This is a genomic window from Neorhizobium galegae (assembly GCF_017877055.1).
GTDB classification, from domain to species: Bacteria; Pseudomonadota; Alphaproteobacteria; order Rhizobiales; family Rhizobiaceae; genus Neorhizobium; species Neorhizobium galegae_D.
The window spans coordinates 294,638-318,888 of record NZ_JAGIPG010000004.1 but is presented as its reverse complement, the minus strand read 5'-3'; the positions used below and the strand labels follow the sequence as shown (position 1 = coordinate 318,888).

General features: G+C 60.6%; 22 protein-coding genes and 2 pseudogenes. 12 read left to right on the top strand and 12 right to left on the bottom strand.

Features of this window, described 5'->3' with window-relative positions:
- The first annotated feature begins 63 nt into the window (after positions 1 to 63).
- The 10 genes from J2857_RS24820 (at position 64) to J2857_RS24775 (ending at position 10,308) form a co-directional block, all read left to right on the top strand.
- Positions 64 to 1,239: a M24 family metallopeptidase gene (locus tag J2857_RS24820; RefSeq protein WP_210012762.1), complete on the top strand. Its 1,176-nt coding sequence runs from the start codon at positions 64 to 66 to the stop codon at positions 1,237 to 1,239.
- A gap of 9 nt (positions 1,240 to 1,248) precedes the next feature.
- Positions 1,249 to 2,421 (top strand): M24 family metallopeptidase, encoded by a 1,173-nt coding sequence (locus tag J2857_RS24815; RefSeq protein WP_210012761.1) that lies wholly within the window; start codon positions 1,249 to 1,251, stop codon positions 2,419 to 2,421.
- Positions 2,422 to 2,455: 34 nt separating this feature from the next.
- Positions 2,456 to 3,436 carry an ABC transporter permease gene (locus tag J2857_RS24810; RefSeq protein WP_210012760.1) on the top strand — a complete coding sequence of 327 codons (981 nt, stop codon included), beginning with the start codon at positions 2,456 to 2,458 and terminating at the stop codon, positions 3,434 to 3,436.
- Between the two features lie 4 nt (positions 3,437 to 3,440).
- Positions 3,441 to 4,286, top strand: coding sequence for an ABC transporter permease (locus J2857_RS24805; protein WP_210012759.1), 846 nt, complete (start codon positions 3,441 to 3,443; stop codon positions 4,284 to 4,286).
- A 50-nt stretch (positions 4,287 to 4,336) separates the two neighbouring features.
- Positions 4,337 to 5,281 carry a succinylglutamate desuccinylase/aspartoacylase family protein gene (locus J2857_RS24800; RefSeq protein ID WP_210012758.1) on the top strand — a complete coding sequence of 315 codons (945 nt, stop codon included), beginning with the start codon at positions 4,337 to 4,339 and terminating at the stop codon, positions 5,279 to 5,281.
- Between the two features lie 29 nt (positions 5,282 to 5,310).
- Positions 5,311 to 6,309: an ABC transporter ATP-binding protein gene (locus tag J2857_RS24795; RefSeq protein ID WP_432420182.1), complete on the top strand. Its 999-nt coding sequence runs from the start codon at positions 5,311 to 5,313 to the stop codon at positions 6,307 to 6,309.
- Positions 6,302 to 7,276, top strand: a complete 975-nt coding sequence (locus J2857_RS24790; RefSeq protein ID WP_210012757.1) for an ABC transporter ATP-binding protein — start codon at positions 6,302 to 6,304, stop codon at positions 7,274 to 7,276. Before J2857_RS24795 ends, J2857_RS24790 begins: the two co-directional genes overlap by 8 nt.
- A gap of 15 nt (positions 7,277 to 7,291) precedes the next feature.
- Positions 7,292 to 7,777, top strand: a complete 486-nt coding sequence (locus tag J2857_RS24785; protein ID WP_210012756.1) for a GAF domain-containing protein — start codon at positions 7,292 to 7,294, stop codon at positions 7,775 to 7,777.
- Between the two features lie 14 nt (positions 7,778 to 7,791).
- Positions 7,792 to 9,027, top strand: coding sequence for a metal-dependent hydrolase family protein (locus J2857_RS24780; protein ID WP_210012755.1), 1,236 nt, complete (start codon positions 7,792 to 7,794; stop codon positions 9,025 to 9,027).
- A gap of 93 nt (positions 9,028 to 9,120) precedes the next feature.
- A complete protein-coding gene (locus J2857_RS24775) occupies positions 9,121 to 10,308 on the top strand; it encodes a hypothetical protein (protein ID WP_210012754.1) in 1,188 nt (395 codons plus the stop codon).
- 156 nt (positions 10,309 to 10,464) lie between these two features.
- On the opposite strand, the pseudogene J2857_RS24770 reads toward J2857_RS24775, so the two are convergent.
- From J2857_RS24770 to J2857_RS24720, 11 genes and pseudogenes are all read right to left on the bottom strand, one after another.
- A pseudogene (locus tag J2857_RS24770) lies at positions 10,465 to 10,754 on the bottom strand (GSU2403 family nucleotidyltransferase fold protein); the annotation flags it as partial.
- 120 nt (positions 10,755 to 10,874) lie between these two features.
- Positions 10,875 to 11,852, bottom strand: coding sequence for a hypothetical protein (locus J2857_RS24765; protein WP_210012753.1), 978 nt, complete (start codon positions 11,850 to 11,852; stop codon positions 10,875 to 10,877).
- Positions 11,853 to 11,869: 17 nt separating this feature from the next.
- On the bottom strand, positions 11,870 to 12,256 hold the full coding sequence (locus J2857_RS31540) for an Rrf2 family transcriptional regulator (protein WP_210012752.1): 387 nt from the start codon (positions 12,254 to 12,256) through the stop codon (positions 11,870 to 11,872).
- A gap of 27 nt (positions 12,257 to 12,283) precedes the next feature.
- Positions 12,284 to 12,832, bottom strand: a complete 549-nt coding sequence (locus J2857_RS24755) for an invasion associated locus B family protein (RefSeq protein WP_210012751.1) — start codon at positions 12,830 to 12,832, stop codon at positions 12,284 to 12,286.
- A 174-nt stretch (positions 12,833 to 13,006) separates the two neighbouring features.
- Positions 13,007 to 13,621, bottom strand: coding sequence for a biliverdin-producing heme oxygenase (locus J2857_RS24750; RefSeq protein WP_210012750.1), 615 nt, complete (start codon positions 13,619 to 13,621; stop codon positions 13,007 to 13,009).
- A 35-nt stretch (positions 13,622 to 13,656) separates the two neighbouring features.
- Positions 13,657 to 14,970: an HlyD family type I secretion periplasmic adaptor subunit gene (locus J2857_RS24745; protein ID WP_210012749.1), complete on the bottom strand. Its 1,314-nt coding sequence runs from the start codon at positions 14,968 to 14,970 to the stop codon at positions 13,657 to 13,659.
- Positions 14,957 to 16,828 (bottom strand): type I secretion system permease/ATPase, encoded by a 1,872-nt coding sequence (locus J2857_RS24740; RefSeq protein WP_210012748.1) that lies wholly within the window; start codon positions 16,826 to 16,828, stop codon positions 14,957 to 14,959. The genes J2857_RS24745 and J2857_RS24740 overlap by 14 nt, the downstream gene beginning before the upstream one ends.
- 7 nt (positions 16,829 to 16,835) lie before the next feature.
- Positions 16,836 to 17,540 (bottom strand): hypothetical protein, encoded by a 705-nt coding sequence (locus J2857_RS24735; protein ID WP_210012747.1) that lies wholly within the window; start codon positions 17,538 to 17,540, stop codon positions 16,836 to 16,838.
- Positions 17,541 to 17,618: 78 nt separating this feature from the next.
- Positions 17,619 to 20,276 carry a TonB-dependent receptor gene (locus tag J2857_RS24730; RefSeq protein ID WP_348635718.1) on the bottom strand — a complete coding sequence of 886 codons (2,658 nt, stop codon included), beginning with the start codon at positions 20,274 to 20,276 and terminating at the stop codon, positions 17,619 to 17,621.
- Positions 20,277 to 20,378: 102 nt separating this feature from the next.
- Complete coding sequence (locus J2857_RS24725) at positions 20,379 to 21,341, bottom strand: FecR family protein (RefSeq protein ID WP_210012746.1); 963 nt, start codon at positions 21,339 to 21,341, stop codon at positions 20,379 to 20,381.
- 121 nt (positions 21,342 to 21,462) lie between these two features.
- Positions 21,463 to 21,939: an RNA polymerase sigma factor gene (locus J2857_RS24720; protein ID WP_245363802.1), complete on the bottom strand. Its 477-nt coding sequence runs from the start codon at positions 21,937 to 21,939 to the stop codon at positions 21,463 to 21,465.
- Positions 21,940 to 22,266: 327 nt separating this feature from the next.
- On the opposite strand from J2857_RS24720, the pseudogene J2857_RS24715 reads away from it, so the two are divergent.
- Positions 22,267 to 22,583: pseudogene (locus J2857_RS24715) on the top strand (ISL3 family transposase); the annotation flags it as partial.
- A gap of 141 nt (positions 22,584 to 22,724) precedes the next feature.
- Here the strand turns inward: J2857_RS24715 and J2857_RS24710 are convergent.
- Positions 22,725 to 23,024, bottom strand: coding sequence for a helix-turn-helix domain-containing protein (locus tag J2857_RS24710; protein WP_210012744.1), 300 nt, complete (start codon positions 23,022 to 23,024; stop codon positions 22,725 to 22,727).
- Positions 23,025 to 23,214: 190 nt separating this feature from the next.
- Here J2857_RS24710 and J2857_RS24705 point away from each other — a divergent pair, with 190 nt between their 5' ends.
- Positions 23,215 to 24,225 carry a LacI family DNA-binding transcriptional regulator gene (locus J2857_RS24705; RefSeq protein ID WP_210012743.1) on the top strand — a complete coding sequence of 337 codons (1,011 nt, stop codon included), beginning with the start codon at positions 23,215 to 23,217 and terminating at the stop codon, positions 24,223 to 24,225.
- Positions 24,226 to 24,251: the final 26 nt, after the last annotated feature.

The window sequence follows — 24,251 nt, the reverse complement described above, 5'->3', positions numbered from 1 at the left end:
GTTGCGGGCCGGCCCGTCCCCGGCCCGCGTTTCTTGATGCATATTGCGGTTTCAGGTGATCCGATGGCTTTCTCACAGCGTCTCGGCGCGCAGTTCTACGCGAAAATCCATAGCGATATCCGCGCCCGGATGGAGGCCGCCGGCATCGACCTGCTGCTCCTCGATTCCAATGACGACGTCATCTACACGACGGGCTTCTCGCACTATACGACGGAACGCCCGGTGGTTTTCGCGATCACGGCCACAGGCGCATTCCTGCTCATTCCCGAACTTGAGCGCAGCCACGCGGCGCATCAGGAGATTGCCGCCGAGCCGATCGTCTATTTCGAATTCCCGGGCATCGACAAACCCTTCGACGTGCTCGGCCGTGCCTTTGCCGGCTTCAAGGGCACCGTCGCCTACAGCCATGCCATCTCGCTTGCCCGCGTGCCGCAGATAGAAGCGGCCTTTTCGAACGCCGAACGGGTGATCCCGAGCAATATCGTCCAGCAGATGCGGCTGAAGAAACATCCCGAGGAAATACGGTTGCACCGGGAGGCGGCCCGACTTTCCGACAAGATGGTCGAGGTCGGCGTCGAGATGATCCGCGACGCCATGCGCAAGGGCGGCGCGCTGCCGAGCGAGGTCGAGATCGAATCCTACGTCTCGCGTCAGGCGATGCGGACGATGCACGAGGAACATGAGGACGTCATGCTCGTGCAGAGCCTCGCAAGCGGCCTGGTCTATTCCGGCCAGCGGTCGGCCTTTCCGCACGGCATGCCGACCGGCAATCCGGTGAAGATCGGCGAAAGCATCATCCTGTCGCTGGGCTGCCGGGTCGGCGGGCGGGCGGCCGAGAGCGAGCGCACCTTCTTCATCGGCGAACCATCGAAGGTCCAGCAGGAGCATTATGCCGTTGCTTTCGAAGCGCAGCGCATGGCGACCGCGGCCCTGATCGCCGGCAGGACCTGCGCTTCGGCCGACAACCTGGCACTCGCCTTTATCCGGGACAGCGGCATGGGCGAATATCTACTGCATCGCGTCGGCCATGGCATGGGCATCATGTTCCACGAACCGCCATGGGTGGAAGGCGGCGACCAGACCATTCTCGAACCGGGCATGATCACCTCCAGCGAACCGGCGATCTTCGTGCCGGACTTCGCCGGATACCGCATCGCCGACACCGTTCTGATTGCCGAGGGCGGTCCCGACAGCATGACCGTCTATCCCCGCCAACTCGACGACATCGTCGTCGCGTGAGGACCCGAAATGAGCTTCAGCCAACGTCTCGCACCGGAATTCTACGCCAGGCTCCATCGTGATATCCGCGCTCGCATGGAAGCCCGGGGCATCGGCCTGCTGCTGCTCGATGCCGCCGATGACGTGCTCTACACGACCGGCTTTTCCTTCCGGCCGAACGAACGTCCGGTCGCCCTGGCGCTGACACGGACGGATGCGATCCTCTTGATCCCCGAACTGGAACGCGAACATGCCGAGCGCCAGACGATGGCGGCCGAAACGCTGGTCTATTTCGAATTCCCCGGTGTCGAGCGCGCCTTTTCGCTGCTTGCCCGCTCGATCGGCGACATCAGGGGCGATATTGCTCATTCCTACGGCCTGTCCGTCGGCCGTGCGGCTGAGATCGCCGGCCTCTTTCCGAACAACCGCGTCCTGCCCACCGACATCGTCACGAAGCTCCGCCAGGTCAAGTTTCCGGAGGAAATCGTCCTGCACCGGGAGGCCGCGCGGATTTCCGATGCGATGGTTCGATCCGGGGTCGATCTCGTCACCGAGGCCTTCCGGGCCGGCAAGCCGCTGCCGAGCGAGATCACACTGGAAGCGCATGTCGTGCGCCATGCCCTCGACATCATGGACAACGAGCACGAGGACATCATGAATGTGCCGACGCTCGCCGGCGGCCTCATCTATGGCGGCCCGAATTCGGCCTATCCGCACGGCCTCATCTCCAGCCGCCGCATCCGGCCGGGAGAGAGCTTCATCCTGTCGCTGGGATGCCGGGTCGGCGGGCGCTCGGCGGAAAGCGAACGCACCTTCGTGCTCGGCGAACCGAGCAAGGAGCACGAGAGATATTACGCCATCGCCCAGGAGGCCCAGCGGATCGGAACGGCGGGCCTGATCGCCGGCCGTACCTGCGCCTCCGCCGACATAACCGCGCTCACCTATATCCGCGAACAGGGCATGACGCCCTATCTGAAACATCGCGTCGGCCACGGCATGGGCGTCGCCTTCCACGAGCCTCCGTGGGTCGAGGCCGGCGACCAGACCATTCTGGAGCAGGGCATGATCTGTTCGAGCGAGCCGGCGCTCTACGTGCCCGAAGTCGGCGGTTTCCGCCTCGCCGATACGGTTCTGGTGACGGAATCAGGCCCCGAGCCAATGACGACCTACCCTCGCCGCTTCGATGAGGTCGTACTGTCATGACCCGAACCTTGATCGAGCCAAGGGGGATCTCCCCATGCTAGCCTACATTGTCCGCCGACTGCTCCTGCTGATCCCGATGGCTGCCGGCATGGTCATCGTCACCTTCGGCCTGCTGCTGCTGATCCCCGGCGATCCCGCTTCGGTCCTGCTCGGCCAGGAAGCTTCGCCGGAAGCGATCCAGAACCTGCGCAATGCGCTCGGCCTCAATGACCCCTGGTACATCCGGCTCGGTGCCTACTTTGCACACCTGCTGCAGGGCGACATGGGCCGCTCGATCTTTCAGAACCAGGCGGTCTCCGAGATCATCGCCGGCAGGCTGGGCGCAACGGTGGAGCTTGCCGTCGTCGCCCTTATTCTTGCCTGCCTGATCGGCGTCACGCTCGGCGTCATCGCCGCGACCAGGCAGGGCTCGATCATCGACACGGCTGCGATGGTGTTCGCCCAGCTCGGCGTCTCCATGCCGGTCTACTGGCTCGGCCTTCTGCTGATGCTGCTGTTTGCGGTGACGCTCGGCTGGCTGCCGTCGATCGGCCGCGGAGTTCCGTTTCCGAAGGCATTTCTGGCGGCATTCAGCGGCCGGCCCGGCGTATTGCTGGACTCGTTTTCGCATATCCTGCTGCCGGCCTTCGCACTTGCCGCCAATTCGGCCGCGATCATCTCGCGCCTCGTCAGAACCGCGATGCTGGAAGTACTGCGCGAGGATTTCGTGCGAACCGCCTATGCCAAGGGCCTGCGCCGCAAGCGCGTCATCGTCCGGCATGCATTGCGCAACGCGCTTCTGCCGGTGCTGAGCGTCATCGGCCTGCGCTTCGGTGCGCTGCTTGGCGGCGCGGTCCTGACGGAAAGCATCTTCGCATGGCCGGGACTTGGCCAGCTCACCATCACCGCGATCTCGCAGCGCGACCTTCCACTCATCCAGGGCATCGTGCTCACTTTCGCGATCATCTTCGCGCTGGTGAACCTGGTCGTCGATCTTCTCTATGCGGTCGTCGATCCGCGCATCCGGTTGGGTTAGGCTCATGCGAGTGGGTAGACGTTTCCGCAATACATCACTCATTCTCGGCGCCATCATCGTCCTGGCGATCGTCTTCAGCGCCGTGTTCGCGCCCTATCTCTCGACGCATGGCATCGAGCAGATGGACATGCGCAACCGCTTCTCCGGCCCGACGTTGACCCATTGGCTCGGCACAGACAATTTCGGCCGCGATCTCTGGTCGAGACTGATCTACGGAGCGCGCGTATCACTGATGATCGCCTGTATCTCAGTCACGGTCTCGGCGATCGTCGGCACCGCCGTCGGACTGACCGCGGGTTATTTTGGCGGCTGGACCGACCTGATCCTGATGCGGATCACCGACATTTTCTTAGGTTTTCCGGCGATCGTCCTGGCACTCGCGATCGTCGCGGTGCTCGGCCCCGGCATCGTCAACGTGGCGATCGCGATCATCGTCGTCGCCTGGACCGAATATGCCCGGGTGGTGCGCGCCACGACCCTGATGCTGCGCGAACAGAACTACGTGCAGGCAGCGCGGGCACTCGGCGCTCATCCGTTGCGTATTCTCCTCAAGGAGATCCTGCCGAACGCCACCGGGCCGATCATTGTGCTCGCCTCGCTCGGCTTCGGGACCGCCATCATCGCGGAATCGGCGCTCAGCTTCCTCGGCTTCGGCCTGCCGCCGCCGGCGCCGACCTGGGGCTGGACGCTCGCCTACGGCACGCGGTTCATGCGCGACGAACCGTGGCTGGCGATCATCGCCGGCGCCACGATCATGATCACCGTGCTCGGCTTCAACCTGCTCGGCGACGGCCTGCGCGATGCGCTGGACCCCCGCCACCTTTCCCGCTCGGCGGGCAAGAAGAAATAGGCAGAACTCTTCGATCAGAGACGCAAAAACGACAGCGAAAGGAAACATCCATGGTCAAGTCGATCAACAAGCTTCGCCATAAATTCACGACCCACGCGGACGGCAGCGATGCCGTGATCTTCATGCATGAGCTAGTGGGTGAGCAGGACGGTCCCACGGTTGGGATTTGCGCCTCAATCCATGGCAATGAAAATACCGGCTCCCAAGCTATCCTCGACCTGTTCCGTATCATCAAGGACATGCCGCTCAAGGGCCGCATCGTCCTGCTGCCGGTCGCCAACCCGCGTTCCTTCGCCGTCAACCACCGCCACAATCCGCTCGACCAGCTCAACCTCAACCGCGAATTCCCCGGTGATCCGCGCGGCACCTACAGCCAGCAGCTTGCCGATGCACTGGCGCATGAGTTCTACGCCAAGATCGACTACAATCTCGACCTGCATTCCGGTACCGACCGGCCGACGGTCGATTACGTCTACATCTGGAACGACGAGGCACTGTCGCGTGCTTTCGGTTCGAAGATCCTCTATCGGCCCACCGCCGGCAAGGCAGGTACGGTTTACGCGGGCACCAGCAAGTCCGTCTCCATGGATCGCCACGGCACCAAGGTGGTGACGATCGAGCTCGGCGGGGGCATCGTCGACCAGACGCCCTATGCGAAGCGCACCGTCGACGGCCTCATGAACCAGCTTCGCCTGATCGGCTCGATCGAGGGGCACGTGAAGCCCAATCCGAAGCAGGTCGTGGTCACCGAACTCGTCGGCATCCGCCCCAAGCACGGCGGCTGGCTGGAGCCGCTGTCGCCGGCAAACGGCGAGATCATCAAGGGTGGTTCGCTGCTCGGCCGCGTCGTCAGCCCCTACGACTTCGAGACGATCGAGGAAATCCCGACACCGTTCGAAACCGGCATCATGGTCATGCAGCATCTCACCCGCAACCTCGTCGAGGCAGGCGACTATGGCTTCATGGTCGGCAATATCGAAGGGTCCACCGACTGATCGGAACCTCCGGCAGATGGATTGAATGAATGGAAAATCGGGCAATGGAACATGCCGAACCGGCACTTGCGGTCAGCGACCTGAACGTCGAGATCGTCGGGGAAAATGGGGCCTTCCCCGTCGTCTCCGAGATGAGCCTTTCGGTGCGTCCCGGCGAGACGGTCTGCCTCGTCGGCGAAAGCGGCTGCGGCAAGTCGATGACGGCGCTGTCGCTGCTCCGCCTGTTGCCCGACAGCGCCCGCGTCGCATCCGGCTCGATCAGGATCCATGGCGAGGATTTCCTTGCCATGGATCAGCGGCGGGTCGAGGATTTTCGCGGCGACCAGATCGCCATGATCTTCCAGGAGCCGCTGACGGCCCTCAACCCCGTCCTGACGATCGGCGAGCAGATCGCCGAATCCGTCCGCCAGCATCGCAAGGTCGGCAAACGCGAGGCTTTCGCCCGGGCCGTCAAATGCCTGGAACTGGTGCAGATGCCGGATCCGGAACGCCGGGCCCGGCAATATCCGCATGAACTCTCCGGCGGCATGCGCCAGCGTGCGATGATCGCTTTGGCGCTCGCCTGCGAGCCCAAGATCATCATCGCCGACGAGCCAACGACCGCGCTCGACGTCACGGTGCAGGCGCAGATCCTCGGGCTGATTGCCGATCTTCAGAAGCGGCTCGGCACCGCCCAGATCCTGATTACGCATGACCTCGGCGTCGTTGCCGAAATCGCCGACCGGGTGATCGTCATGTATGCCGGGCGGCGGGTCGAGGAATGCAGCGTCTACGAACTCTTCGACAACCCGCTCCATCCCTACACGATCGGCCTGATGGGTGCCGTTCCCCACAGAGCGGGTGGAATTGTTTCGGCACGGCTGACCGACATACCCGGCACCGTGCCGCCACTCTGGGACCTGCCGAAAGGGTGCGCGTTTGCACCGCGCTGTCCCGGCGCGTCGGCGCGTTGCCTCGAAGAACGGCCACCCTTCATCGAAAAGACACCCGGCCATTTTGCCGCCTGCTGGGAGCACGACAATGGCTGAACTTGCCCCTCCGCTGCTGGCGGTCGAAGACCTTAAAGTGCATTTCGCCATCCGTTCCGGCGTTTTCCAGCGTCGCGTCGGCGAGGTCAAAGCCGTCGACGGCGTTTCCTTCGATATCCGCTACCGCCAGACGCTCGGCCTGGTCGGCGAAAGCGGATGCGGAAAATCGACCACGGGCCTGGCGCTCATGGGGCTGGTGAAGGCGACGGACGGACGGATCGTGCTTGATGGCGAAGCGGCGCTGGCCCGCAAGGGCAGCGTACCAAAATCGCATCGCCGGCGAATGCAGATCATCTTCCAGGACCCGTTCTCCTCACTCAATCCGCGCCAGCGGGTCCGCGACATCATCCGGGCTCCCCTCGACATCCACAATATCGGCACCCCCGAAGAGCGGCGTGCCGAGGTCTCCAAGCTGATCTCGCTGGTGGGCCTGCGGCCCGACCAGGCCGACAACTTTCCGCACCAGTTTTCGGGCGGCCAGCGGCAGCGGATCGGCATTGCCCGGGCATTGGCTTTGAAACCGGAGGTCATCGTCTGCGACGAGCCCGTTTCGGCGCTTGACGTCTCGGTTCAGGCGCAGATCCTCAACCTGCTCGCCGACCTCCAGAAAGAGCTCGGGCTCTCCTATCTGTTCATCTCCCATGATCTCGGCGTGGTCGAGCACGTTTCGGACCGGGTGGCCGTGATGTATCTCGGCAAGATCGTCGAGATCGGCCGCAAGACCTGGATCTTCGGCAAACCGCTGCATCCCTATACGGAACTGCTGCTGCGTTCCGCGCCGTCGCACGATCCGCATCATCGCCACACGTTCAGCGCGGCAAGCGACGACATTCCGAGCGCTACCCGAAAGCCCGTCGGATGCGCCTTCCACACCCGCTGCCCGCTGGCGACCGACATCTGCCGGCAGGTCGATCCACCCCTCGAGGAGAAGGGCGAGGATCATTCCGTCGCCTGTCATCACCGCTGAAATTGGAGAAGACTGATGATAGAAACGCTTCTGCCAATACTGTCCGAACCGGGACAACCGCAACGCCTGTTCGAGGCGCTGGATCCGGCCCTTGCCGAAACGGTCGGCCACAAGCTGCTGACCATGCTCTATGTCGACGGCCAGGAGGTTTCGCGCATCTATTCCAACATGCCGGAAGCCTATTCAGTGTTCGGGCGCAAGCCGATGGGGGTAACCCCCTGGGGCGAACTGGTGCTGCGCCAGCAGAAGCCGTTTCTCGGTCGCGACGCGCAGGCGATCGCATGGGCCTTCTTCGACCATGAACTGATCGCCAGCCTCGGCCTTGGATCGGCAATCAACATTCCGGTCGTTTATGACGGCCAGACGATCGGCACGATCAACCTGCTGCACGAGGAATTCTTCTACGAGGAAAGGCATGTGGAGATCGCCAGGAAATTTGCCCCTCTGCTGATCCCCGCCTTCCTCGAAGCCCGCCGCGCCGGCGGCGCATCCAAAGCCTGAGAAGGAACAGATCCGTGGCCGCCATCCTTTTCGAAAATGCCCGCATCGTCGATGGAACCAGCCCGGAGGCAAGCGAGCCGATGTCGGTGTTTGTCGAAGGCGATGTGATCCGCGAGGTATCGCCCTCGATCACCAGCGCTGCCGCCGAACGCATCGATCTATCCGGCAAAGTGCTGATGCCGGGCCTGATCGATGCGCATGTGCATGTCATCGCCGGCATGGCGAACCTCGGGCAGAACGCCAAGCTTCCCGATCCGATCGTCACGGTGCGCGCCTTCAAGATCATGGGCGAAATGCTGATGCGCGGCTTCACCACCGTCCGCGATCTTGGCGGCGCCACATCCGGCCTGCTTGCGGCAACACAGGAAGCGCCATGGCCGACGCCGAGGCTCAACATCTGCGGCAAGGCGCTCTCCCAGTCCGGCGGCCACACGGATTACCGCGGCCCCTACGACGATACACCGACCCCGAAGACCGGCCATATGCTCGGCAATCTCGGCCGCATCTGCGACGGCGTGCCGGAAGTGCGCAAGGCCGCGCGCGAGGAGCTGAAATCGGGCGCGCATTTCATCAAGGTCATGGCAAACGGCGGCATCGCCTCGCCGACGGATCCGATCCATTTTCTCGGGTTTTCGCGGGAGGAGCTGATCGCCGCGGCCGAGGAAGCGGAGAACGCCGGCACCTATGTCGCTGCCCATCTCTACACCGACAAGGCGATCCGCCGCGCAATCGAATGCGGCATCCATTCGCTGGAGCACTGCAACCTGATCACACCGGAAACGGCGAAATTCGCCGTCGAGAACGGCTGCATCTCGGTGCCGACACTCGTCACCTACGAGAAGCTCGGCGTCGAGGGCGCGGCGCTCGGCCTGCCGCCCGCCTCCGTCGCCAAGGTGGATTCTGTGCGGCTTGCCGGCATGGAATCGCTCTCGATCATGCGCGAGGCAGGCCTGCCGATGGCCTACGGCACCGATCTTCTCGGCGAGATGCACAGGCACCAGTCCGAGGAATTCCTGATCCGAGCACGCGTGCTGCCCGCTCACGAGGTCATCGCCTCGGCAACCCATGTCGCGGCGAAGCTGCTCAGGATGGAGGGCAAGATCGGTTGCGTCGCAGCCGGCGCCTTTGCCGATCTGATCGTGGTCGACGGCAATCCGCTCGACGACATGTCGCTGCTCACACATCAGGGCGCCCATATGCCGATCATCGTCAAGGACGGCGGTTTCGTGAAAAGCCACGCATTCAAATAGATGGCGCTTTTCGACCAGGCTTCCGGCTGACGGCCGGCACCTGCTCGTCGTCGCAACGAGCCTTCAGATACAACGAACAGCGGAGCAAAGTGGATGGAATTGGGAAGAGAATTGGCGGCGATATCGGCCGGTCTTGATATGCTCTACCGCAGCCGCAATCGCAATGCCGGCATTCTGGACGCCGAGGGGCTGATACCGGTCGCTGTCGCCGAGGTCGTGCCGCAGCGATTTGACAGCTACGAGGAGGCAGAAGCCGCGCTCCTGTCCCTGCGCGACCGTCTTGGGCAAGCGGAAACTGCACTGCGTGGGGACTGGCTCGACGAGATGTCCGATTCGCTGCTTGCTTTGATCGCCACGTTCCGCGGCGATCCCATCACTTTCGCCGAGAGACTGGAGCGGCAGATCCGTGTCGACGTCCGTGACATCCCCGATGAGGTCATAACGGGCTATCACAAGGGCATTCGTCAAGCACTGGACGAGCTCGGCTTTCGAGGCGGGAGCCTTTTGGAGGACTTTGGGCGTTGGGAAGAGCATGCTCGAATACCGGAGGACAAGGTGCTCGACGTGCTTGCAGACTTTCAGCGCAAGGCGCGGGCGCGCTGCGGCGCTTTGGCGACCGCATTGAACGCCTGCTGGCTGGACGACGAGTGGATAAAGCCGGTCGCCCGACGGGATGTGCCGTATTCGGCCTATTGTGACTTCCCCGGCAGGCAGGTGCTGCTGAATGTCGGCTTTCCGTACACTGCGTTCAGCCTCAAGCATCTGGCGGTGCACGAAGCGTTTCCCGGCCATCTCGTTCATCTCAAGCTGCGCGAACGGCGCGTAATGGAGGGCCTCATGCCGCTTGATGCGGCTCAAGTCGTCACAAGTTCGGCAAGCTCCGCCCTCTTCGAAGGCATTGCCGATAACGGCCTGCAGTTTCTCGACTGGATCGAAACGCCGGAGGATCATCTCGGCCAACATCTGCAACGTCTTCGTTCGGCACTCAGGTGCCGTGCTGCCTGGAAGGTGCTCGGTGAAGGCCGATCTCTCGATGAAGTCGTGCCGGGGATTGCGGCGGCTTCCCTACAGTCTTCCGACGTGACCAAGTCCCGCCTCGCCTTTCTTCACCATGACCTGCGCGCGCCATTTGTCTATGCATATTGGTGCGGTGAGATGGCTGTGGATCAGGTGTGGTCCAGGACGGCCATCGAAGAAAGGGGCACATTCTGGGCCTATCTCTACGGCAACATGCACACGCCAAAGACATTGCCGACACATTGGAACAGCCGCGGGTCTTGAGCGGACTCGAACTCTCGGCATCAGATTTGTCTCCGCCGCTTCGAATCATATCAACTGCTTAGCTTTCGAATCGGAAGACAGCCTATTCTCCAAACGGGAGTTCAATTTCTTCGCGGTTTTTTGCGCCCTCGATCAGGACCGTGTGGAATCGCTCGCGTCGGCATTCTGAAACGCCGACGAGGCCGCGGATCCCGATCGATGTGGAACTGGCCGGAAACTGGCATCGACGCCTGCAGCAGCTCAACGATCGGAGGCAGACTGTCTTCAACCTCTCGACTTATGGCATAGTCTTGGGCGATGTCCGCATCACCGGTCAGGATCGCAGCCATGGGAAGGCGGACGCCCAGCAGTGCTGAATAGCACTGAAAGGCCACCGTGCCGATGAGAACACCCCGGAGCCGAAAGAGACCGCCATCGGCAAGAGCCTCAACATCGCAGCCGCTTACGAGATAACTGCACACTCAAGAAAAGTTTGCGACAAGGCCACTTAGTGCAGTCCCGTCGTCGTCGTTGATGCCCGTCCTCACGAGAGGGTTAACTCATGAGATATCGAAATTGCCGCGTCCCTATCGAAAGGACGAGCCAATCGGGAGAGAGCTTCCTGGCATAAATACCCTCTCGTGCATCCGCCGGTAATCCGCCGCGAGCGCATCGAACTCATCTCGGCGCATATGACCGCTATCCCACAACGCTCCGAGTTTATAGGTGATATAGCGGCGGATTGTCTCGGCTTCTTTCCGATGTATATCCAACCACGATTCGACCTGATAGGCGATCCGTTCCTGACGATCCGTCATCTCGTTCGGACCGATGTAGGTCTTGACGACGAACTCGGCTAACGCGCCGAATGTGATGGGCCGGGTACGCCAGCCAGCCTTCGAGATAATTTTATGGTCACCAGCGATCGTGTCCGGAGACCGCCTGACAAACCGTCCGATCAGAAGCCCGTCCATGAAAGGGATCGCCAGCTCCGTCTCGATGAGTGACGACGGAGCATCGTGAAGCGCGAGGGTCGGGATTATGATTGTTTCGACCAGGCGCTCGCCGATCGCACGGACCGCCGCTTCGTTGCTGCCGCATCGCTGGAGCAGCCGGTGCGCCGCATGCTCATAGAAGCTCGTCAAGGTGTCGTGCGCCCGCATGGAGGCTTGCTTACGACTTCCCCACGCCGAAAACATCGCGATCATCATGAGACGGTTCGCGGTGCCCTCCACGTGCTTGGGGTTGATCCAATAATGGAGCATTTCGTAGTCGCCGGATTGCGGGCGCCCGCGCGTCGGGGCTGAGATCTCCAGATCGCACCAAAGCGGATTGAACGCTGTCTTGGCGCTGTTGTGGAGATCGACGGCCATTGCCTGCATTTCGGGAAGCGTCAAACGGCTCTGTTTTTCGAAGTGCGCCATTACCCTTTCATGAAAGGTCCTGAGCACTTCTCCGGTATGCTGCTTCAGCGCGTCCGTGAGGCCGCGCGTTTCGGCGCGCACAAGCCCCTTCGACAACCGCTCGTCGATCACGACCAATTGACACCCTTCGTTGACGATCATTACTCACGTGCCGCTTTTTACCCCATCCTGCTTGCAGGTGCGAGCCTGTTTGAACTGCGGATTTCCTTATGGGGCAATTGAGCCTTTGTGGCGCTCGATGTGATCCGATCGCGGCTGGCCGACAGGCTCTCATCGCGTTCATGACGACAGTTCTCCGCACGCCCGCTCGCGAGATCGTCCAACGTGTAACGATCGAGACAGGCAAGGCGCGACTGCTCCGCTTCCTGGAGGGATGAAGTCGACGGCGCGATATGATGGAGCACGTTCCTGATGGGGAGCTGAAGGGTATGGACAATCATTCCAAGCGGAAGCGTCTCGGCGCCTTCCGCAAGTGTCAGGCCGCCTCCGCGGCCCCGATGGCTTGCCAGCCAACCCAGTTGTGTCAGGCTGGGCGCACCGGTCAACTGAAGGCAGTTGACCGATGTGCAATCTCAAATAACACGGGAGAGCTTGAGTTCCTGCAGACGATCCACAGCCGCAGCGAAGCCGTCGAGCGGAATGGAAAAAACCAGTCTCTTCCCCGTCGAGGCAGCCCGCGCGTAGATTTTGAAGTTCTCCGCTGCTCGAAGACCCGTCACGGTTTCTGCTTTCATGTCCAATCTGACCACCCCGCCAAGAGGGCCAGAGGAAGCAAAGGGCAATTTGGGGAATAGTTCACCACTGTCCACCTGCAATCGGACGCCTTCGGTGTGTTTAAGGCCATGAGGCATCGTCAGGACACCGAGCATCGCGCCGGCTCCTGACAGCCCCAGATCAATCAAAGGTTTCGAGGCCGGCCCCATCTGAGCACGGCGAAAGCGCGCAACATGAACCTTCCGACCTTCTCGACCGACACAAACGACGCTCCAATTGCCGAAAAATTCACCGGACAATCCTGAACCGGATAAAGAAGGCAGCGGAGCTCCTTCATTGCTCGAGGACGGCATTCCTTGGGCGGCCGTGGTCGAAAGCAAGGAAGGCAGGAACGGTTGACGTGTCATCGGCATTTCCTCCTGTTCTGCCACGGGCGCTTCTCGCTACCTTTGCTCGCGGCGGTTCTTACTATGGAGCCCTCATCTTCATCCCGCCGGGACGAGCGAAGTCAGGACAGCTTTCGCGTCTCCGCGAAACGCGATGAACGACAATTGATGTCATGGAAGAAGAAGTCCTCGCCGTCATCTGAACGTCTCCTCTGCGACCCTCTGGACATGGCGGAAAGCAGCCTCCGCGCCCGCTATGACTGAACGTTCCTGGCTATTGCCCAGGTCCATTCTATCGACGGCGGCCGTGAATGTGCGCCAGTGGAGGCCCCTACCTTCGGGAGCACCGGCTAGGTGTCGTGCGCCAAAATTCTCGTTCAGGTCGAGCTTGGAGGCGTATTTCAGGAGAAAGGCAGCGCCGAGATTGGAGCCTTCGATCACATAGAGCCAACCCAAAGCTTCCACCACGTCGACACCGCTTGCCGCGCTGAAGCGAGGAGGTTCCTCGGTGTCGGGGAGACGCAGGTCGAGATCGGCGAAATCCTGTTCGATCAATTTTAGGCGCCGGCGGCCTTCAAGATCCGGCAGCATCGCGTCAAGCGCAGGCATGAAGAACAGCGCGTCGAGATCACGATGAAACAGATATTGCATCATCAGGAACCGGCCGTATCGCGGCCGGCTGGCGAAGGGATCGGCCGCAATGATAAACTTATCGAGACGCTCGTGCGCCTCATGTGTTGCGGCCTTCAAACGCTTCGTGCGGCTCTCTTCCCTTGCTGATGAGAGTTCCACCATTTCCACTGCACTCATTCCGTTTTTTCCTCTGCTATCATGATCAATTTGTCTTACTCTTCCCGGAAGGCCCGATTGATCTGGTCGGATAGCGGCTTCACGAGATAGGAAAGCGCCGTGCGCTCGCCCGTCTGGATCATCGCTTCAGCCGGCATACCGGGCACGAGTGTCAGGTCCTTGAGTTTCGCCAATTCCGCGTGCGGCACCGAAAGGCGCACCAGGTAAAAGGAGAAGCCGGTTTTTTCGTCCGTCGTCAGATCGGCCGCTATGCGGCTGACATATCCGTTCAATTCCGGCGTGGTCCTCAGATTGAAGGCCGACATCCGAAGCACCGCTTTGTGACCAAGCTGGATCTGGTCGATGTCCTTCGGGGCGATCTGAACTTCCAGGGCCAGATCGTCGCCTTCCGGCACAATCAACATGATCGGATCGGCGGGGCTGATCACCCCGCCAACCGTGTGAACTGCGAGCTGGTGGACGATTCCCGATTGCGGCGCGACGATATCGATCCGTCGCAGCTCGTCTTCAGCGGCCACCTTGCGCTCGACATATTCGCCAACCTGCGCCTGAACCTCTCTCAGCTCCCGGCCGACTTCTGTCTTGAGATCCTGATCGATCTGCAGGATCTGCAGACGTGTTTCAGTGATGCGGCCGGCCGCCTGCGCCTGATAGGCGATCTTCTCGCCTCGTTCGCCGCCATACGTTGCTGCCTGGGTTTTGAGGCTGTTGAGCCGTTGCACTGAAACGATGCCGCGGCTGTGGAGTTCCTGCTGCGAGGCGATCTCCGACTCCAGAACCTCGAGACCCTGAGCATAGGCAACTTCCTGGGCCTTGAGTCCTTCGATCTCGTGCTCGAATTGGTTGATACGTTCGGCAAGCTGGGATTTCTGGCCCTCCCGGGATGCCCTGCGGAATTCAAATAGGCGCGTCTCGCTATGGATCGCCGAGGCTACGTCGGGAGCCTCGCGTCGCGCGAGGAGCCAATCGGGAAAGGCCACCCTCGCCAGGTCGTCCCGCTCGGCTTCGAGCCGCGCCAGCCGGGCTGCCAGCTCATCCAGCCGCTTGGTGACGATAGCGAGATTGGCGCGCGTCTGGGTAGCGTCAAGCCGCATGACGACATCACCGGCTTTGACCTCCTCGCCTTCGCGAACCAGGATTTCGCCGACCACGCCGCCGGTCGGGTGCTGGACCTTCTTGACATAGGAATCGACGACGAAATGCCCGGATGCGACGACCGCACCCGAGAGGTTGGTGACGGCCGCCCACGCTCCGGCTCCACCGACGAGCACGACACTCGCCAGAAGGCCAACCATCAGGTGGCGGCGAATTGAGCGGGAAACGTCGCTGTTCTGATCAATGCCGGACATCAGGATCCTCCATGCTGCCATCATCAGTCGTGTCGGCTTGGTTGGATCCTGGTACGGGACGCCCCGGATTGGCGATCACCCGCAAAGGCGTCATTCCAAAACCGGTCGCTGGAAAACTCTTCGCGCTCCCGCCTGGCGCCGCCACGGCGCCCTTTCCGATCTTGGAAAGTACTTCATCGCGTGGACCAAACACCTTCTCCCGGCCGCCTTCCATCACCAGCACCCAATCCACGGCCCCGATGGCGCTCGGCCGATGGGCAACGACAACCGCGATCCCTTTGCGTGCACGTACGGAGGCGATCGCCCGCACGACGGCGAGCTCGCCTTCCGCGTCAAGATTGGCGTTCGGTTCATCAAGAACCACCAAGAAGGGATCGCGGTAGAGGGCGCGGGCAAGACCGATGCGTTGGCGCTGGCCGGCTGAGAGCGCCGATCCTGCCTCGCCGATTGGCGTTTCGTAACCCTGCTCGAAGCGCAGGATCAATTCGTGCGCGCCCGCAGCCTTGGCCGCGGCAACGATCTCGTCAGGATCAGGCTTGCCTTCGAACCGGGCGATGTTTTCGGCAATGGTGCCGTCGAACAATTCGACGCCCTGAGGCAGGTAGCCGATATGACGGCCGAGCGCTTCCCGGTCCCATTGCTCGAGACTTGCACCATCGATGCGTACCTTGCCGGAGGCGGGCATCCAAGCCCCGACGATGGCGCGCGAAAGGGTCGACTTGCCGGAGCCTGATGGACCAATGACGCCGAGCGCGCTTCCAGCTTGAATGGCGAATGCTAGACCGGTCACCGTCGGTCTCTTCTCGCCGGGCGGAAGTCCAGGCGGGACGATCGTCACATTTTCGATGCGCAATTCGCGCTCCGGTGCGGGTAGCGCCATGACAGGAGCGGCTTCCGGGATCTTTGCCAGGAGATCCTTCACGCGTCCCCAGCTCTGGCGCGCCATGAGGAACGGTTTCCAGCTTGAAATGGCCAGGTCGACCGGAGCCAGTGCCCGGCTCATCATGATCGAGCTTGCGATCATGACACCTCCGGTGGCCTCCTGCGTGATCACCAGATAAGCACCAACGGCGAGAATGGCCGATTGCAGCATCATACGCAGTGACTTCGAAATGTTACCCAGTCCGCCTGCCACATCGCCGGTTCTCCGGTTGGCGGCGAGATATTCCGCGTTGGCCTTGTGCCATCGGGCAGCGATCCGACTTGCGAGACCGAGCGCCTGAACGACTTCGGCATTACGGCGAGCCGCCTCCAGCAGTCCATTGCGGGCCATGTTGTGGGTGATCGTGTCGCGGATCGGCTTTTGCGACAAAGCATTCGTGACGAGCGTCAGTGAGACAAGCATGATTGCGCCGACAAGTGCCGTCATGCCGATCCAGAAATGAAAGAGGAAGCAGATGCCGAGATACAGAGGCATCCACGGCAGGTCGAAGAATGCAGTCGGTGCATTGCCAGCAAGGAAGCCTCGAACGTTGTCGAGATCGCGAAGTGGCTGCAGCCCATCACCCGGCATGCGCGTCAGGAGCGGAAGGCGGACGACGGCATCGTGAACGCGCCCGGAAAATTGCCCGTCGAAACGCTCTCCGATCCTCAGCAGCACACGGGCGCGCAGAATGTCGAGCAGCGATTGGAACGCGTAAAGTCCCGCGGCAAGCATGGCGAGACCGACCAGGGTCGGCACGCTGCCGCTTGCCAGGACGCGGTCATAGACCTGCAGCATGAACAGGGGCGAGGTCAACGCAAGGATGTTGACGACGCCACTGATCAGGGCAATTCCAAAAATACTCTGCTTGAGGGGGAAGGTGACCGCCGCAGCTTGAAGCTGCGACGGCACCCGAACCTTTGACCGGTTCGTCATCTGTCAATCACGCGATCGTCGACGGGTCAGCGACGAACTGGAAGTCGGCGCTGGTCAGCGAGCCAGCGAAGCCGGCGAGCGTGATCGTATTGCCGCCAAGCGTCACGGTATTGCCGCTAATATCGGCCACCGCGTCGAATGCGGCGAAATTCGCCCAGACGTCGCTATCGAGGACGATGTAGTCTTCACCGTCGGTGAAGTCGTTGATCACATCGGTGCCCCAATTGGCTTCGAAGTAGAAGTAATCGGTAGAATCGAAGCCGGCCAGAGTGTTGTTTGCGCTGGTGCCTACCTGGATCGTGCCGACATCGTCGAAGTAGTCGTAGACATAGGACGAATTGGCGGAGACGAACCCGTAGACGAGATAGTCGAAGCTATCCTGAGGATTGACGTTGAGATCGCGGAAATCGAACGTCAGTTCGACCTCCGTGACAGAGTAGAGCCCACCGGAGCTGGTCAGCCCGTAACCGAATTCAAAGGTGTCGGCGGTGCCAGTCAGATTTCCCTGTGTGTAACTGGTGAAGTCACCGTCAAGCACCGCGGTGTAGGCCGAGGAGTTGTTGCCTTGATACCACTGGTCGTAGGGAGCGGTCGTAGGGTTGAAGCTGCCGTAGCGCCCCGGCGTTCCGAGAGAGGGAACCGCAGCAATGTAGGAATCGATGTAGTCGACGAGATCGGCGCTTGCGTCGGTCGTGTAAATCAAGAGTGACATTTCCATACTCCTTGGTTGGTTTCACTACTGTTTGTCCGCTTTCAGCGAACCTCGTTTCCGCGCCGCCGGCGCGAAATCCTAGAATTTGAAATTCAGCGACACCGTCGCCGTGCGCCCTGGTGCGGGATAGCTCGTCTGTCCCAGCGCCGGCATGTACCGGACGTCTGTCACATTGTTGACGGCGAAGCGGAGCGTGGTCTTTGGATTGAACTTGTACGACCCGTAAATGTCATAGAGCGTGTAGTCCCCGCTTTGCCACGTGCTGACCAAGGCGCCGCTCAAGGAGCCGCCAATGTTGCCATCTGCGGCGCCCACATGAGTGACACGCCCCCCAAGCGTCAGCTTCTCCTCGAAGAAGCGCACGCCGCCATCAAGGGTGAACTTCGTCTTCGGTGGAACGAAAAGGATATAGGACGTCGTCAGATTGGACGTGCCGTTATAGGTGTAGTTTGTCGCATAGTCGGCATCGAGATAGCTGAACGAACCGCCAATATAGTACCGACCGGCGTCGTAGCTGGCCTCCAGTTCGACGCCCTTCATGGGTGTCTTGCCATCAAGATTGACGTAGGCCAGATAGTCCGTTTGATTGGCCGAGAGATCGATTTGACCCATGGCGATGTAGTTGTCGACTTCGCGATAGAAGGCGACAACCTTCATGCGCAGCGCGTCACCTGACTGAAACACATCGTCATATTTGAAATTGGCCCCGATCTCGAACGTATCCGCCTCTTCCGGCTCGATCGAAGGATTGGGCGCGAAGACGGTGCCTGCGGAATAGCTGCCGACGTGCGACCCGCCTATAACCGCTTCCGTGATGGTCGGCGGTCGATAGCTATGGGAGTATTTTGTGAATAGCTGCAAGCCATCCGTTGGCGTTACCGTTACACCGAAAGTTGGAGAGAACCCTCCTCCGGATAGATCGGCATCCACTTCGCTCAACGAAGCGGGTATCGTCGTACTGTTGGAATATCGAGCGCATGCGCCGTTTGGTCTCCACAAGATACATACGCCGGGGATTGTCCGGGCGGGCGTGATGACGCCGGTTGTGCCGCTTATCTTGTAGTGATCGTACCGGATGCCGGCATCGACGGTCAGCCACGTATCGTGCTCGAACTTGGCGTTTGCGAAGCCGCTAACCACGTCGCGCGTGCCGGAGCCGTTTGCGCCTTGGTACCACCAGGCTGCCCACGGATCGTCGTCGATCAAATCGCCGCTGGCTGACGTGTCGCCATCGTCGCGAAATGCCTCGATGCCATAGTTGAGCGCCAGATCTGCGAATGGCAGGGTAAAGCGGCTGGTATTCTCCAGGCTGCCGCCAATCCCCTGCATCTCGTAAGTGACCGAAGCTGCGCCATAGGCCGGGCGAGCGGCGCGATCTTCCTGATCCTGCGTGCGGTTGTACCAGAGCCGCGCTTTCAGATCGATCAGTTCGCTGTCCGGGTCCCAGCCGAACGTCGCGGTGACCGTGTCATTCGTGATATCGTTGATGTCGTCGAGACCGCCTTCACTCGCAGCGCTGTAGATGAACTCGGACTTGTAGCGAAGCCAGCTGAGATCCAGCGTTGCGTCATCGGTCGGTGCCATCTCCGCCTTGAGAAGACCGGACCAGACCTGCGAGCCGTCGATCGTGTTCGGATTGGCTACCGTATTGTAGTTGGCGCCGTGTTCGCCCGGTTCGTATTCGCCGATATTCTTGTAGCTGATACCGCCGAGGATCGAAAAGGAGTCCGACAAACGCACTGCAGCAGAATCAGATCCGGCAAAATGATAGGCGTTCGTACCGGTCGTCGCGTCGAGCTCGGCACCCCAATCCCGTCCAGGCTCGATCAGATCGTCGGCCGTCAGCGTTCGATAGTTGACGGAGCCACCCAATGTTGCGGCACCGCCAACGCCAGAACTACCGCTTTTCTCGATATCGACCTCGCGGATGAAGGACGGATCGATGTAGGTCTGACCGCTCGAGCCATGCGCGCTCCGCTGAAAATTCTGCCTTGCGCCATCGATCATGGTGTTGATGCGGGTCTGATCTTGCAGACCGCGGATATTCACGTTGGTGCCAGGATTTTGTGCATTGTCGCTCGAAACATTGACGCCGGCGACGCCGGAGAACAGCTCTCGCGTCGTGCGTGTTGGGGCGTTCTGGATCGCCTCGCGGCTTATCACACTGACACTGGAAGGCGTCTCGTAGACCCAATCTGGCGTGCCCTGATAGCCAGGCCCGGAGGCGGCGTTCCGATTAGTCTTTGCCGTGATGATAATGGGAGCCAACGTCGTCGAGCTGTCGTCAGTGGCAATCCCGTTCACCGTCTGTTGTGCGCCGATGACAGCGGCGCGGTTGCTTGTGAAATGATAGGGGATGCCGGTCCCGCTCAGGATCTCGGCCAGCGCCTGTCGTGGCGTCATGCTGCCGCGAACCGCTTTGACCGCTATGTTGCGCGCGGTTGCTCCGGACGCCTGTGTTATCTGAATGCCTGATTGCCGGTTAAATGTGGCAAGCGCGCTTGCAAGCAGCTGTGCCGGAATATTGAACTCGCGAACCTCGCCCTGGCCAGCGATTTGCGGTGCCTGGTTCGAGGCGGCCGTCTGAGCTCCCGCACCCGGCATGCCGCAGAAGACCGCGATAGCGGCCGAACTCCATAAAAGGACGCTGCTCGCCTTTCCCCTGCTTCTAAACACTTCGTTCTTGCGAACAGTCCCCAACGCCATGATGCCGTTGTTTCTCCTGATCTGCGGCACCTCGGTTCGGCTGCCTTCGATCTAATAGACAAACTGGCATCATCGCTATTTCACAGGAATCTTCGGCTTCCCGCTAAATCATGATTTTTATTGTCATATTTTTTAGAAACGAGACACGACGCGAAAGAGGTTCGAGACCTTGCGAACCTTGCCACCATAGGGATCGACCAGAGCGCCGAGTGCCTGGTCTGGGGCATTGAGGTCGTAAATCCCCGTTACTCTCTGGCGCGCAAGTGATGCGTCAGGAATTGAAATCCATGCGGAATGGTACCGTTGGAGCTGTTCGATGACCGAACCGATTGTGGCGTTGGTGACGTAAAGACGTCCTTCGCGCCAGGCGCCTATATCCGCGACATCGGCTTTTTCCTCGCGGACTCCACCCGTCGAATGATCGACCATGATGATTTCACCGGGAATGAGGGTGCGGTCGACCGGTGCGCCGGCGACAGCTCCTGTCGCCTTCACGGAGCCTCGAGCAAGTCCGATCGCAATATTGTCTTCAGCTATGCTCACATCGAAGGCCGTCCCGAGAACCTCTACGGTGACATCCCCTGCGGCAACTCTGAACGGGTGTGCCTCATCATGCGTCACGTTGAAGAATGCTTCTCCCGAAAGGAGAGTGACCCGCCGCTCTCGACCTGCAAAACCGATGGCGATGGCAGAGTCCGGCGCGAGAAGAACGGTGGTGCCATCGGCGAGAGTGACGGTCCGAGTTTGTGCAGTTTCGGTCCAGTAGTCGGCCTGCAGCCGGATGAGAAAGGACGGCGCGACGAAGACCAGAAGACAGATCGCCAGGCCGGCGGCCACAGCACCACCCACGATCAACCGTTTCCGAACGCGCCGCCGGGCGGGCTTGCGAGGATAAAAGTCGGATGCTTGACCCATCGCCTTCCACAGATGGCAGGTTTTTTCCCATTCGCGTCGATGCTCGGGAGATTCGAGGATCCAACTCTCGAACGCGCCGCGCAAGCCCGGTTCGTCAGGGTTCTCCCGCATCCGGACCAGCCAGTCCAGAGCCTGGTCCGATATCGCGCGTGCGCGTGCATCGTTATCTGAGAAGATCATCGATGGTCTATTTCCATGCCGCGACCACGACAGAGGCCGATCCCCTTGTTTTCTTCTCTATAGACAATCGGGCAAAGCGATTTTTTCATGGAATACGATCTTTTTGGTGATTTCGTGCTTTCTACTGGCCTAGCGCCATGTGCTGCCTTATCTCTTCCATTGCATTCTTCAAAAGCCGGTAGACAGTCGGTGCAGAGATCTTAAGACGGTCTGCGATCTCCGACATTGTCAAACCTTCATGGCGATACATCTGCAAGACCGTCCGCTCCCTATCCGGAAGACTCTCGATCACGCTCGCGACACGCTTCACCTGCTCGCAGAAGAGAAGGTCGTTCTCCGGCGTGTCGACAAATTGCGGAAGCGCCCACCAGGGGATATCGCCCGGATCCACGGCCCTTTCCCGTTTCTTGCGGGAACGTGCATTGAAAGACAGGTTGCGGACGATGCGGTAAAGGTAGGTCTTCGGAGGTGTAGGTTCCTCGTCCTGATCAGGTACGAAGCGCAGGAAGGCTTCCTGCACGATGTCTTCCGCTTCATCCCTGGAACCCGTCAGAGGCACGGCATAATCGACCAATGCCTTGCGATGCTCCATATACATCGCGAATCGCGTGCCCTTTTTTCCCAAGCCCATAAATCAACTCGAATACGTGAAATATCAAAGACAGTGGTCTCCCAGCTTTCCAAAAGACGTATGGAGTGAGCTACGCAAAGTGCAACCTCCAGGATCACGTCGCAACCACTGCCTATATCATCGATATTGTTCAAGACTGCAATAAACATGAGTAAGAAAATCATGTTATTTTAATCCTGGTTAAGGGTCAGGCGAGGCGCAGTTGTGAAAACCGGTGTCGTTTCGCAGTTTAATCGGTTTCTTCCTCACTTTGTGGTTCACCTGCCGTTAGCGAGGTTGTCGCTATGGGCGGGCATGCGAACAAAATCGAAATGGTCGCCCGGCCCAGGGGTCAAGATAGTGGGTGTCGCGCTCGCTGTTGACGACGGGTGGATTGTTTCCGCTGCTGGATCCGCGATCAGCATCTGACCCGATTGTGGACGACGAAGCCGAAGTAGGCATGGCTGGTCCCGCCGTAGTCTCCAGGATCCGCCAGTCCAGGGTCAGTCGGTGACAGTGAAACTCCTGGCGAGCGGTTGATGGAGCGGCGCGGCATGCCGGACAGCGACGACACCATTCTGCGGCAGTTGAAGCGGGATGCTGCGGCGGCTCAACGCAGTTCCGAGGCACGCCCTCTTTCCCAATTTGCTCGCCGCCTGCCCCCGCGTGGAAGAAATCTGGCTCTTCCTCACTCGGCAACCAAGAAGGTTCCGATGGGCGGCTGTGATAAAGAGCATCCTTGTCGGTCGTGCCGAGTAGAAGCAAAACCCAGCTTATTTTGAGGTCCGCCTGAGTGAAATAATGTTCCCTGTGTCTTCATCGGCTTTTTGGGCATCTGACCTGTTTCGATTGTGTGCGAGCGCCCTCCGATCGCTGCGCTCCAGGGCATTCGATCCCGCGTGATCAAAGTAACGCGCTGGCGTGGTACCGAGTGTTCGCCTGAACATCGAAATGAACGCGCTGACGCTCTCGTATCCAAAATCGCCGCCAATGTTGGTGACCGAGTCACCTTGAGCAAGCTGTTGCAGCGCCAGGCCGATGTGCGGTTGTTGTCTCCAGCGAACGAATGTCATCCCGGTCTCGCGCTGGAACAGCTGGCTCAGCGTTCGGGTGCTTGTCCAACTCTAGCACAGTGCGCCGTCCGACAAAACCTAGCCGTACTGCCGGCTGGGCCGGCGATGGCGCCAGACCAAGTCTCCAAAACGTTTTGATTGACTCCCAAAACGTTTTGGAGGATGGGTATTTCAATTCGGGAGGAAGATCTTGGCTAATCTGAAGCAGCTGGCACATTCGCTCGGACTGTCGATTACCACGGTGTCCCGGGCACTTGATGGTTATTCCGACGTGTCCGCGGCCACCCGTGAGCGGGTTCGCGAGGCCGCAGAGGCCGCAGGTTATCGGCCGAATGCCTCCGCTCGTCGGTTGCGTAAGCAGCGTGCTGAGTTGGTCGCCGTGACGCTGCCGAGTGATCCTGGCCACGTCGGCCCTCCTCATTTCCTTGACATGTTGTCAGGCTGCGCCGAACATCTCGCCGCGGCCGGTCTCAATCTCGTCATCGCGCCTGTGCCGCGGGGTGTCAGCGAACTTGAAATATGCCAGCGTTTCGTCGATGGGCGTCGCGTCGACGCCATGCTGCTGGTCCGCACCAAACGCCAGGACGAGCGCGTCGAATACCTCCAGTCGCGGGGCATTCCCTTCGTCACCAACGGCCGCACCGAAAGCTTAATCCCCCATCCGTTCATCGACGGCGATGGTTTTGCCGGGTTCCGCGCCGCAACGCTGCGCTTCCATGCAGCGGGGCATCGACGCATCGGTCATATCGCCGGTCCGCAGGAATATTACTTCGCGCATGTCCGTCGCCGCGGCTGGCAGGCGGCGATGGAGGAATGCGGGCTCGCGACCGATCTCTGCGCCGAAGGAGCGCCGCTCGAACAAGGCGGTTATCTCGCAGCCCTCGAACTTCTGCGCCAGCCATCGCGTCCGACGGCCCTTGTCTGCGCCACCGACGAAATGGCGATCGGCGCGCTTCGGGCACTGCGCGAAGTAGACGGCGGCAGCCAGATCAGCATCGTCGGTCATGACGACCTGTCGATGGGCGCCTTCACCAGCCCGCCGCTCTCGACCATGCGCATGACCGGCGAGAACCTCGGCGCGACCTTCGCCTCGTTGCTCCTGCGCGCCATCGCGGGAGAGCCCGCCGAAGATCTTCAGGAGCTTCACGCGATCGAATTTGTCGACCGCGACAGCCACCGCCGCCCGCCCGTGGCCGCATAGACAGCAATGCATTCAAGACGCACAAA